This window comes from Salinicoccus sp. Bachu38 (assembly GCF_038561955.2).
Lineage (GTDB): Bacteria > Bacillota > Bacilli > Staphylococcales > Salinicoccaceae > Salinicoccus > Salinicoccus bachuensis.
In genome coordinates, this window is sequence record NZ_CP138333.2 from 2,044,608 (window position 1) to 2,056,125 (window position 11,518).

General features: G+C 46.7%; 11 protein-coding genes. 5 read left to right on the forward strand and 6 right to left on the reverse strand.

The window, feature by feature from the left end; translation table 11 throughout:
• Window positions 1-203: 203 nt before the first annotated feature.
• Together RQP18_RS10460 and RQP18_RS10465 are read left to right on the forward strand one after the other, a co-directional pair.
• Window positions 204-1,094, forward strand: a complete 891-nt coding sequence (locus tag RQP18_RS10460; protein ID WP_342387639.1) for a fructose bisphosphate aldolase — start codon at window positions 204-206, stop codon at window positions 1,092-1,094.
• Window positions 1,095-1,340: 246 nt separating this feature from the next.
• A complete protein-coding gene (locus RQP18_RS10465; RefSeq protein ID WP_031546097.1) occupies window positions 1,341-1,541 on the forward strand; it encodes a cold-shock protein in 201 nt (66 codons plus the stop codon).
• Between the two features lie 192 nt (window positions 1,542-1,733).
• On the opposite strand, the gene RQP18_RS10470 is transcribed toward RQP18_RS10465, so the two are convergent.
• From RQP18_RS10470 to RQP18_RS10480, 3 genes are all read right to left on the reverse strand, one after another.
• On the reverse strand, window positions 1,734-3,005 hold the full coding sequence (locus tag RQP18_RS10470) for a glutamate-5-semialdehyde dehydrogenase (protein ID WP_373446168.1): 1,272 nt from the start codon (window positions 3,003-3,005) through the stop codon (window positions 1,734-1,736).
• Window positions 3,005-3,841, reverse strand: a complete 837-nt coding sequence (gene proB / locus RQP18_RS10475) for a glutamate 5-kinase (protein ID WP_342387640.1) — start codon at window positions 3,839-3,841, stop codon at window positions 3,005-3,007. Before proB ends, RQP18_RS10470 begins: the two co-directional genes overlap by 1 nt.
• A gap of 172 nt (window positions 3,842-4,013) precedes the next feature.
• Window positions 4,014-6,011, reverse strand: a complete 1,998-nt coding sequence (locus tag RQP18_RS10480) for a penicillin-binding transpeptidase domain-containing protein (protein ID WP_342387641.1) — start codon at window positions 6,009-6,011, stop codon at window positions 4,014-4,016.
• A 93-nt stretch (window positions 6,012-6,104) separates the two neighbouring features.
• On the opposite strand from RQP18_RS10480, the gene RQP18_RS10485 reads away from it, so the two are divergent.
• Window positions 6,105-6,899 carry an NRDE family protein gene (locus RQP18_RS10485; RefSeq protein ID WP_373446059.1) on the forward strand — a complete coding sequence of 265 codons (795 nt, stop codon included), beginning with the start codon at window positions 6,105-6,107 and terminating at the stop codon, window positions 6,897-6,899.
• Between the two features lie 226 nt (window positions 6,900-7,125).
• Complete coding sequence (locus tag RQP18_RS10490) at window positions 7,126-7,365, forward strand: indolepyruvate ferredoxin oxidoreductase subunit alpha (RefSeq protein WP_031546087.1); 240 nt, start codon at window positions 7,126-7,128, stop codon at window positions 7,363-7,365.
• An 80-nt stretch (window positions 7,366-7,445) separates the two neighbouring features.
• Here the strand turns inward: RQP18_RS10490 and RQP18_RS10495 are convergent, their stop codons facing one another.
• The 3 genes from RQP18_RS10495 to groES form a co-directional block, all read right to left on the reverse strand.
• Window positions 7,446-8,240 carry a hypothetical protein gene (locus RQP18_RS10495; RefSeq protein WP_373446060.1) on the reverse strand — a complete coding sequence of 265 codons (795 nt, stop codon included), beginning with the start codon at window positions 8,238-8,240 and terminating at the stop codon, window positions 7,446-7,448.
• 283 nt (window positions 8,241-8,523) lie between these two features.
• Window positions 8,524-10,146, reverse strand: a complete 1,623-nt coding sequence (gene groL, locus RQP18_RS10500; RefSeq protein WP_342387644.1) for a chaperonin GroEL — start codon at window positions 10,144-10,146, stop codon at window positions 8,524-8,526.
• 62 nt (window positions 10,147-10,208) lie between these two features.
• Complete coding sequence (gene groES / locus RQP18_RS10505; protein ID WP_342387645.1) at window positions 10,209-10,496, reverse strand: co-chaperone GroES; 288 nt, start codon at window positions 10,494-10,496, stop codon at window positions 10,209-10,211.
• 174 nt (window positions 10,497-10,670) lie between these two features.
• On the opposite strand from groES, the gene RQP18_RS10510 reads away from it, so the two are divergent.
• On the forward strand, window positions 10,671-11,423 hold the full coding sequence (locus tag RQP18_RS10510) for a CPBP family intramembrane glutamic endopeptidase (protein WP_342387646.1): 753 nt from the start codon (window positions 10,671-10,673) through the stop codon (window positions 11,421-11,423).
• Window positions 11,424-11,518: the final 95 nt, after the last annotated feature.

Sequence of the window (11,518 nt, forward strand, 5' to 3'; positions counted from 1 at the left end):
TTACTAAAGTATAAATGACATGAAAGCGTTTTACAACCATGAATTGGTTAAAAACTGAAAATTCATCCACTTTCGGATATCTGCATATCTGTTGAGTTTTCCGGTAAAGTAATGCCATAATAAAAGGGTGGAATCCTGTTATACAATGTGTGATTCAGGGAATAGACAGACTGATGGATCAATATACCAAAGGAGTGGAATTCATGAATCAGGAACAATTCGACAAAGTCAAGAATGGAAAAGGCTTCATCGCAGCCCTCGACCAGAGTGGCGGAAGTACACCAAAGGCACTGCTTGCATATGGTGTGCAGGAGGACGCCTATTCAAGCGAAGATGAAATGTTCGACCTTGTACATGAGATGCGCACACGCATCATCACTTCCCCTTCATTCAATGCGGATCAGATACTCGGGGCCATCCTGTTCGAACAGACGATGGACAGGGAAATCGAAGGCAAGTATACTTCCGAGTATCTTGCTGACAAGGGCATCGTGCCTTTCCTCAAAGTCGACAAGGGACTTGCTGACGAAAAGGACGGCGTACAGCTCATGAAGCCGATACCGGATCTCGACAAACTGCTTGAACGTGCGAATGAAAGAGGCGTCTTCGGCACGAAGATGCGCTCCAACATCCTTGAACCGAACGAAAAAGGCATCAAGGAAGTCGTCGATCAGCAGTTTGAAGTCGGCAAGCAGATCCTCGCAGCAGGACTCATGCCGATCATCGAACCTGAGGTCAATGTCTACAGTGACAACAAGGAGAAATCCGAACAGATCCTCAAGGAAGAGATTGAAAAGCATCTCGATCAGCTGACGGATGATCAGCAGGTCATGCTGAAACTCTCCATCCCGACAAATGCAAATGAGTACAAATCACTCATCGAGCATCCAAGGGTCCTCAGGGTCGTTGCCCTGTCCGGCGGATACTCAAGGGATGAAGCGAATGAAAAGCTCAAGAAGAATGAAGGCCTCATCGCCAGCTTCTCCCGTGCGCTCGCTTCAGAGCTGAGCGTCAACCAGTCCGATGAAGAGTTCGACAGGAAATTGAAAGAGGCTGTAGATACGATCTACGACGCTTCCGTCAATAAGGAATAGTCCTGGGGCGCCCCTTCTTATGGAGGGGCGCAATTCTTTTTAATTTATTTTGCATTAAGGGTAGACAGGGTGCTTTAAATGATGTATAGTAACTGTAATAAGATTTTTAAGTAAAGCAAAGCAGTATCTAATTCACATGTTACAAAGAGTAATCGTGATTTGGCCGGTACTTTTTGTAACGTGTGAATTTTTTTATGTGTTAGTGCGCTTAAGATATTATTAAATTTATTTTTGGAGGTCATTTATATGACACAAGGTACAGTAAAATGGTTCAATGCAGACAAAGGTTTCGGTTTCATCGAAGTTGAAGGCGGAGACGACGTATTCGCTCACTTCTCCAACATCGAAGGCGAAGGCTACAAGACTCTTGACGAAGGTCAAGCTGTAGAATTCAGCGTTGAAGAAGGTCAGCGTGGACCACAAGCTGTTAACATCGTTAAACTCTAATAATATTTTAAATAATATTTTAGTAAGTTTATGTTAATGGAAAAATCCCCTCTCATATGAGAGGGGATTTTTTTGTGCCCAATTTCAGATCTGCATCCTATCTGCCCGGTTTCCATTCTTTACGTAGAAAACAGCATCCCGGAACCTCACTTGGCCCGGGATGCTGTTTTCAGTGTATTTTGCGTTATGTTCCTACCCTTTCGTCTGACCCATGCCTTCCACGACATACTTGTAGCTTGTCAGTGCTTCCAGACCCATCGGTCCCCTGGCATGGAGCTTCTGCGTGCTGATGCCGATCTCTCCACCGAAACCGAACTCTGCACCATCCGTGAAGCGGGTCGATGCATTGACGTACACCGCGGCTGAATCCACATCGTTCAGGAAGTTCTGGGCGTGGCTGTAGCTTCCCGTGATGATTGCATCGGAGTGTCCGGAAGAATACTTTTCGATATGCCCGATTGCATCTTCATAGCCTTCCACCACTTTCACGGCGATTTCATTGCCGAGGTACTCCTTCTCATAATCCCCTTCTTCTGCGGCTACTGCATCATCTGTAATGCTGCAGACCGTCTCGTCTCCATGGACGATGACGCCTTTCTGCATCAGGGCATCAGCAAGCGCCGGCAGTGCTTCTTCAGCAATGCTCCTGTCGATCAGGAGTGTTTCAAGCGCATTGCAGACCGAAGGCCTCTGCGTCTTGCCATTGACCAGGATCGATTCGGCCATCTCGAGATCCGCCTGTTCGTGGACATAGAGATGACAGTTTCCCGTACCCGTCTCGATGACCGGCACAGTCGCGTTCTTGAGCACCGACTGGATCAGATTCGCCCCGCCGCGCGGAATGAGGCAGTCCAGCCCTTCGTTGAATTTCATGAATTCTGCAGCCAGTTCCCTGGACGGATCGGTGATCAGCTGGATGCTGTCGGCAGGAATGGATGTTTTGGAGAGTCCCTCCTGCAGCACCTTGACGAGCGCCTTGTTGCTGTTGATTGCTTCCTTGCCGCCTCTCAGAATGACGCTGTTGCCAGCCTTCAGGCATAGACCCGTGGCGTCGACCGTCACATTCGGACGGGATTCGTAGATGATGCCGATGACGCCGAGGGGTACACTCCTCTTGCTGATTCTGAGGCCGTCCTTGTTCACCCACTGGTCCTGTGTCTTCGTAATCGGGTCAGGCAGGGCAGCCATCTGCTTGAGGCCATCCTTCATGCTTTCTATGCGTGCTTCATTCAATGCCAGGCGTTCCACCATCGCATCCTGGTATCCCGCTTCCTTGCTGTGCATCATATCCTTCTTGTTCTCTTCAAGGATGAATGCCTTGTTCTCTTCCAGAGCCTCCGCCATGGCCAGGAGTGCCTCGTTCTTCTCTCCCGTTTTACTTTTGCGCAATGCTTTCGCTGCCGCTTTCGCAGCCAGTCCCATGTCTTTGAGAATGTCGTTCATATCGGCTGTCGTCTGAACCATCATATCTCCTCCCCTTGCAATGCTGTCTCAAGTATGTTTTTCTTAAATAGCGTGCCTATTTCTTCCCCTTCGAGTATGTTGAATATCAAGGCGGGGTTCTCCGCACTTGTTATGATCATGCTCTTATTGTTTTCTATTAAGTATTTGGCCGCTTTAAGCTTCGTTTCCATGCCGCCTGTAGAGAACAGTGAACCTGTACCATTGGCCATGCTCAGTATGTCCGTATCGACCTGGCCGACAGCTGGAATCAGTTTGGCGAATTCGTTCGTATGTGGATTTTCATCATATAGGCCATCTACATCGCTCAGAATAATCAGCAGGTCTGCATCAACGAGCTCAGTGACGATCGCAGCCAGTGTATCGTTCTCGCCGAATCTTCTGTTGTAGGTCTTCTCGTCCACCGATATCGCATCATTTTCGTTGATGACCGGTATGATTTTTCTTTCAAGGAGTGAATTGATTGCGGATTTGCAGTTTGTATAGGAAATTGGAAAGTCGATGATATCTCGGGTCATAAGGATTTGTCCGACATACTGATCATAATGCTGGAAGAAACGGCTGTAGAGGTTCATGAGGGCACCCTGCCCGACTGAGGCCAGTGCTTGTAGATCTGAGGTTTTTTCAGGGTATTCTTTCATGTTCAATGTGCATGCTCCCACACCGACAGCGCCTGAAGTCACGAGTATCACTTCTTTGCCCTGCTGCTGGAGTGCTGAACAGACAAAGGAAAGTCTATCCAACTTGTGGTAATCAATTTCATCGGTTGTCTTCATAATGGAATTTGTGCCAATTTTAATAACGACGCGTTTGCTGTCTTTTAGAAAATCTCTATTCATCTAACCCCTCCTATGAGTGTGTAAATGATAATATCTATTAATTATACATAATACTGCATATAAATCCACCCTTTTTTCCAGAATATTTGGAAATATTACACTGAAAACGTTTCCTTTATGGTTTTTCACCAAAAAGACCCGGAACTTTTCGTTCCGGGTCATATATCTTCTTCTATTCGTTCAGCGCGTCATGGATTTCCGCGAATTTTTTGGCCGAGTACTCGCTCATGCCACGATCCTCCACATCTTCCACATAGAGGCTCATGATCATGTCCTTGCTGTTCTGGTCATATCCGATGAACCATCCGGTCTCTTCGCCCCGGGTATCCTGCGACGTCTTGTTTTCACTCGTTCCGGTCTTGCCGGCGAATTGTGCGTACGGCCTTTCGACATCGTCCGGGTGGTTCAGCCTGACGACATCCCGCATGGCTTCTTCAAGATAATCCAGATTTTCCTGGCTTGTGATGCCTTCTATCTGCACATTCTTTTCAGACTCCATCAGAACATGCGGTTCGTAGATGTCTCCGCCGTTTAATACTGCACCATATATCGCAGTGATCTGGATTGGCGAGATCATCAGCTCCCCCTGTCCATATCCAGTATCTGCAAGGAGTATATCGCTCTCTATCGTGCCATCATTGGATACCTGGCTTGTGTAGATCGGATAGTCCGTATCGTACTCCTGTCCGATGCCAAGCGCCTCCATTCCGCTCACAAACTGCTCGGCGCCAAGTTCAAGTGCTGTCCGGGCAAAATAGATGTTGTCCGAATAGGTGAGTGCCTTCTTCAGGTCGAATGACTCATCCATCACATGGTAGCGGTTCACCTCATAACCACCCCACGATTCATCCTGCTGCCAGCCCTTGCCTGTAATCTCCATCGTCTCGTCCCTGTCGAAGTCATCCGAGTTCATTGCGATGATGGAGGTGAGGATCTTCTGCGTCGATCCGGGCGATGTTGCCCGGTTGAATTTGTTCAGCAGTGGATTATCGTCATCCGTTTCAAGCGATTCATACTCCTCCTGGGAAATGCCGTACATGAAATCATATGGGCTCGGACTCGGATAGCTGACGGTCGCCAGCATCTCCCCGTTCCCCGGATCCATTGCGACACTGGCTCCGGAATCCGCTTCAAGATGAGAATAGATCGTCGACTGGAGGGATCCATCAATCGTCAGCTGGATGTCTTCCCCGTCCTGCGGCTCGGCAGTCAGCAGCTCTTCCACTGTATTGCCAGCTTCATCGACGATCGAGACGGTATGACCCTGTTCAGGGCTGAGACGATCTTCATATAACCGCTCGGCACCCCTTTTGCCGATCATGTCACCGGAGCTGTATCCATCCCGCTCCTCCAGCTCTTCCGCCGTTATCGGACCGATGTATCCAAGCAGATGGAATCCAGCGTCCTCGAGCGCATACTCTCTTGCCGGGGATTCCTGGATCGTGAGGCCGAGTGTTTCGAATTCCTCCTTTGTCCCGTCATCAAAACGATGGGTGTCCTTCACAGGAACGAACATGCCGTCCTCGATCCAGGATTCGTTGAATATATTCCGTAGGCTCTCCTCGCCCATATCCAGCGCTTCCCCGGCCTCAACCAGTTCCGCTTCGTCCATCCTGCCGGCTATGTACCCCACAGTTTCCTTTGTGCCGTTGAATGCGAGCCTTTCTCCGTTACGGTCCAGGATTTCTCCCCTCTGTCCTTTGGAGACATCAATCCTCAATTCGTTATCGGCCAGACCCGGAATGATCATATCCGGCGTCCATTCTACGAACCAGTCATTCTCCTCTTCATTGTATGACAGATCGATCGTGTATTCCTTATTTATTTCTCCGTATCGGGTATCCAGTACAAGGTCTCCTGTATACTGTCTTTCCTGGTCATTTTCCGCATTCGACTCCGCCCCCTCGATATTTTCAAGGTTCACAGTCTCTACACCCAGGGAATCGTACAGGCTCCTGTTGCGTTCCACGACTTCCTCCTCTGGATAGTCCTCTTTCGAAGACGCACTCAGAAGCGGGTATATGTCAGCAAATTTTTCATTCTGATAGGATTCCGTGAACCGGTCGAGCGTCTCCTCCTCTGATTTCTGGAACAGACCAGAGGTCATCAGAAAATAAAGACCCGCAGTAAGGATCAGCACTACCGGTATCACCCATATAAATTTCTTCATCTTCACCTCTCCAAACATTCATTTTCCTCATTATATCAATCATGGCCACGCCGCGAAACCGCAAACGTGCCTCCATACCGGCTACATGGTACGATGAAGATAATATTAAAAATCGAGGGGATGCATATGTGTCTGATCATCTTTCAAAAAAACAGCCATCCGGACTACAAGCTCATCGTAGCGGCAAATCGTGACGAATTCTACGAGCGGCCGACCGCTTCCGCCGGGTTCTGGCAGGATCATCCTGAAGTGCTCGCCGGGCGGGATTTGAGCAAAGGCGGCACCTGGCTCGGGCTTACAAAGAGCGGGCGGTTCGCTGCCGTGACGAATATCAGGAAACCCGGCATGGATGGAACCGATAAGAAATCCCGCGGGGCGCTGGTGAGCGGTTATCTTACCGGCCACACGTCTCCGGAACAGTTCCTTGGATCTCTGGAAGCCGAGAAGGACGACTATTCCGGGTTCAACCTACTCGTGGGCGACCAGAACGACCTGTTCTATCTGAACAATGATGGCACCAGCGTTGAAGGCGTGCCTGACGGTACACATGGCCTCAGCAACCATCATCTCAATACACCCTGGCCGAAAGTCGTCAAAGGAAGAAGCAGGCTTGGGGAATACCTCCAGTCGGAAGGAGCAATGGACCCCGATGTCATTTTCGACATCCTTGCTGATTCCGAGGAAGCGGAGGACAATCTGCCCGATACAGGACTGCCCAAACCGCTCGAACGGAAACTTTCCTCCCCCTTCATCAGCACACCCGAATACGGCACCCGGTCATCCACGGTCATTCTCATCGACCATGAAGACAATGCGACCTTCATCGAACGCAACTTTTCCAAAGGTGTTCAGACTGATGAGCAACGCTACAGCTTCAGAATCGAATAGGAAAATGCTTCGTTTCAATCGGTAACCTTGAAACTTTTTGCTTCAAAGAATTGCTTGATAAAATTGACCTCAGCTCAAATTTGCCTTATCATTGAAATATAATAAGCTGTCTGAAAATAACATTCATCTGAAGAATGATACACATTTTCAGGTTTCCACATAAGTTTCCTGTATCATCAGGAGTTGCAACAGAATGATATCTTTATATAAGTGAGGAGGTCGTCCCATGGCATATGTTATCCTTCAACCGTGTATGTCTGAGAAGTCCGGAGATTGTGTTGAGGTTTGCCCGGTAGATTGCATCGAGGAAGGTCCAGATCAGTTCTACATCGATCCAGACATCTGTATCGACTGCGGCGCATGCGTTGCTGTCTGTCCCGTAGACGCAATTGTCGAAGAGTACGAAATGAACCCGGAAGATGAACCATTCCTGGAAAAAGCAGAGAAGTTTTTCGGAAATAAATAAAAATGAGCCTTGTTTGAGAAAATCCTCAAGCAAGGTTTTTTTATTCCTATTCATAGTTTTTTAAATTTCTTATCATCTTTCTAGTTCCTTTCTGTAAGTTCAAAAGTCTCAGTTAGAAGTATAATCACCTCCTCATATAAACCCTCTAGACCTTCTTCTAGCAAAGTGTCTTTCATCGTCAGCCATTCTGCCACTCGATCAGAACTTTCTATCATTAATTCTTTCATTGCTATATCGTTTAAGGGATCTTCTAAATCATACCATCCCTCGGGAATACTATTAGCAAAACAAAATTCTGAAATTACTGCAGCTTCTTGATTGATTGGTATATCTAAAGAAAAGTCCTCTAAGTAATCTGTATCAGAATAGGTAATGCCTTTTTTGCAACATATAAGGACTTTTTCAATAAAGCTAGGGGAGTTGCTTTTCAAATAATCGTGCAATGTAGTATTAAGACGGTTAAAATATTTTGTTTCAGTAATATCACCTATGAAAGTAACTGTCTTCTTCGTTTTTTCTGTTTTGCTTCCACCTTTGTTCCAATTCTTTACGTTATAATTCTCATAAATTGTTAATATATAGTTATATAATTTAGGCATTTTAATTAATAAGTTTTCTCTCATTATTAACCATTCCGTTAACATCCCTGAACTAGTAACCATCAGGGTAGTCATAAAATCCTTTGTAAGTTTTTCTGGAGAATTTGAGGCATGAATATTTTCCAACTGTGTGTTGCGAAAACATACAGCAGTAATAACATTAGCTTCACTTCTTATAGAAACTGAATCGACATTTATAAGATTTAAATTCATCATTTCACCCATTTTAATGATGTGTATAATCTTGTCTATAAACCATTCTTCATTATTTTCCATATACAGTGTGAGTATTGCTCTAAATTCTCGCATCATCATAGCTATCTCATTCCTTTTGTTATATATTGGTGTGATTCTAAAGTTATTATATTTCTAGATTCTGATTTACGCATTTATTGTTTAACAATAATTATTAATTAGGTTTTAAAATAGTAAACATTTTCATTAATAAGAATATACTTTGAAGATAAAAACTTTGAATTTCTTTGTGTTGATTTTAATTTGTATATAAGAAGCCTCTCATCAGTTCTTTGAACTGATGAGAGGCTTCTTGAATTCATAATTACATCATGCCTGGCATGCCACCCATGCCGCCTGCATCTCCGCCGCCATTCTCTTCCGGAATGTCAGCAACTACCGCTTCTGTAGTGAGGAACATCGCAGCGACTGAACCGGCATTCTGTAGTGCAGAACGTGTAACTTTTGTAGGGTCCACGATACCTGCATCGATCATGTTCACCCATTCGTCAGTTGCTGCATTGAAGCCGATGCCCGGTTCCTGTGTCTTGAGGCGTTCCACGATGACGGAACCTTCAAGGCCAGCATTTTCCACGATCTGACGGAGTGGTGCTTCGAGTGCCTTCAGTACGATGTTGATGCCTGTCTTCACATCGCCTTCGGCTTCGATCTCAGAAACTTTGTTGTAGATGTTGACCAGTGCAGTTCCCCCACCGGCTACGATGCCTTCTTCCACAGCAGCACGTGTGGAGTTGAGTGCATCTTCGATGCGGAGCTTGCGCTCTTTCATTTCCGTTTCAGTTGCTGCACCGACTTTGATGACTGCAACACCGCCGGAAAGCTTGGCAAGGCGCTCCTGAAGTTTTTCCTTGTCGAAGCTGGATGCTGTTTCTTCGATCTGGGATTTGATCTGACCGATGCGTGCTTCGATGTTGTTCTTTTCTCCAGCACCTTCGACGATTGTCGTATCGTCTTTTGTGACGTTGACTTTGGACGCTGTACCAAGCATGTCGACAGTCGCATCTTTCAAATCGAGTCCGAGGTCTTCAGTGATGACCTGTCCGCCTGTCAGAACTGCGATATCTTCGAGCATCGCTTTACGACGGTCGCCGAATCCAGGTGCTTTGACTGCGATTGCCGTGAATGTGCCACGCAGCTTGTTGAGTACCATGTTGGCCATTGCGTCGCCTTCAACATCATCAGCAATGATGAGGATCGGACGGGACTGCTGCACAATCTGCTCGAGCAGTGGCAGGATGTCCTGGAAATTGGAGATCTTCTTATCAGTGACAAGAATATAAGGGTTATCGAGATCCGCTACCATCTTCTCGGAATCCGTCACCATGTAAGGTGAAGTGTAGCCACGGTCGAACTGCATGCCTTCCACGACTTCGAGTTCTGTCTTGAACCCGCGGGATTCTTCAATAGTGATGACACCGTCGTTTCCGACTTTCTCCATCGCTTCGGAAATGTATTCCCCAACTTCCGGATCATCTGCTGAAATTGCACCGACCTGTGCAATGGATTCCTTGTCCTGTACCGGACGGGAAATGTTCTGGAGCTCTTCCACCGCAACTTCCACCGCTTTGGAGATACCAGATCTGATACCTACAGGGTTGGCACCGCTTGTGACGTTCTTGAGGCCTTCCTGAATCATTGCCTGTGCAAGGACTGTTGCAGTCGTCGTACCGTCACCAGCGATTTCATTCGTCTGATTCGCCACTTCTGCGACAAGTTTTGCACCCATGTTTTCATATGCATCTTCGAGTTCGATTTCCTTTGCGATTGTCACACCGTCATTTGTGATGAGTGGTGATGTGAAGGATTTATCAAGAACGACATTACGTCCTTTTGGTCCAAGTGTGACTTTCACAGCATTTGCCAATTTATCTACACCAGCGAGCATGGACTGGCGTGCATCTTCAGAGAATTTCAGTTCTTTAGCCATTATCAATCATTCCTCCTATACGAATCTAAATCTAATGCTTTGCGCTTTAATTTTTGGATGTGCTATTCGATGACTGCCAGAATGTCAGTATCGGCAAGAACGAGATAGTCTTTATCATCGTGTTTCAGTTCAGTACCAGCAAATTTGGAATAGACGACGCGATCTCCCTCTTTGACTTCAAGCTCGACGCGGTTTCCGTTATCCAATACTTTTCCTGGACCTACTGCAACCACTGTACCTTCCTGCGGTTTCTCCTTGGCGGATTCAGTCAGAATGATGCCGCTCTTTGTAGTTGTTTCTTCCTTTTGAGTCAAATCGATGACGACTCTGTTGCCTAATGGTTTCAACACGTGAAAGCCCTCCTTTATATAGTACAAACATCATTAGATTTAGCACTCAGGCATACGAAGTGCTAACAATTAAATAATAATCAAAGTTGGTCAATATTGCAAGTATTTTCTCTTTGCTTTATCACCATTAATTTTTAAGGTAGAATAACTGTATTGGAAAATGGAGGGTTTATCTTGAGACAGTTATATAGTGCATTGATCATCGTAATATTTTTGGCAGTACAGTTTGCCGTCGTGCCGGTTTCCGTCGTCATGGCTGCAGTCAATCCTTCAATTACTGAAGCACAGCTTCTTGATCAGGTATTGCCGTATCAGGCGATTGCTTTCGCCATCGGAGTAATTGCCGTCATCGCAATCGGACAGCTTCATAAGAACAAGAACCGGATTGAACGCGGACGCCAGGCGGACATTCCCGTAACAATCGCATGGATCGTGGGCGGTGTCGTCCTCGCCTATGCCACACAGGTGATCGCCGGCCTTGTGAACGTCTATGTGCTTGGCAATCCGATGGAAAGTGAAAACACCGCCGGAATCATAGATATGATACAATCCGCTCCATTCATGATACTCGTCGTCGCACTGCTCGGCCCCATACTGGAAGAGTACGTATTCCGACGCGCCATCTTCGGAGAAATATATGAAGTCGTTCCCGGACCGAAAGTGGTTTCCTTCCTTGTCGCCGGGCTCGTCAGCGGACTCATCTTCGCTGTCGCCCACTGGGACTTCACCCATGTACTCATCTATGTCGTCATGGCCTATACATTCAGCTTCCTGTACGTCATCACCGGCCGGCTGCTCGTCCCCATCATGGTGCATATGCTCATGAACGGACTGGTCGTGCTGCTTCAGCTGATGTTCAAGGATTATATCGAGCAGCTTGAAGAGATACAGAATGGCGTCGGCATGATCATCCGCCTGCTGTTGTAAGGTTACAGAATATCGAGAATGGGAGCGCTCCTGCTTCCGTTCTTTTTTGTTTCATCTCCGACTGCAAGTCAACACCATATATTTAAAATAAAACG

Coding starts and splice junctions, on each gene's coding strand:
- RQP18_RS10480 (WP_342387641.1), bottom strand. CDS start 6,011: ATGAAGAAATTTATATGGGTGATACCGGTAGTGCTGATCCTTACTGCG.
- RQP18_RS10470 (WP_373446168.1), bottom strand. CDS start 3,005: ATGGTTCAGACGACAGCCGATATGAACGACATTCTCAAAGACATGGGA.
- RQP18_RS10465 (WP_031546097.1), top strand. CDS start 1,341: ATGACACAAGGTACAGTAAAATGGTTCAATGCAGACAAAGGTTTCGGT.
- proB (WP_342387640.1), bottom strand. CDS start 3,841: ATGAATAGAGATTTTCTAAAAGACAGCAAACGCGTCGTTATTAAAATT.
- RQP18_RS10460 (WP_342387639.1), top strand. CDS start 204: ATGAATCAGGAACAATTCGACAAAGTCAAGAATGGAAAAGGCTTCATC.
- groL (WP_342387644.1), bottom strand. CDS start 10,146: ATGGCTAAAGAACTGAAATTCTCTGAAGATGCACGCCAGTCCATGCTC.
- RQP18_RS10485 (WP_373446059.1), top strand. CDS start 6,105: ATGAAGATAATATTAAAAATCGAGGGGATGCATATGTGTCTGATCATC.
- RQP18_RS10490 (WP_031546087.1), top strand. CDS start 7,126: ATGGCATATGTTATCCTTCAACCGTGTATGTCTGAGAAGTCCGGAGAT.
- RQP18_RS10495 (WP_373446060.1), bottom strand. CDS start 8,240: ATGGAAAATAATGAAGAATGGTTTATAGACAAGATTATACACATCATT.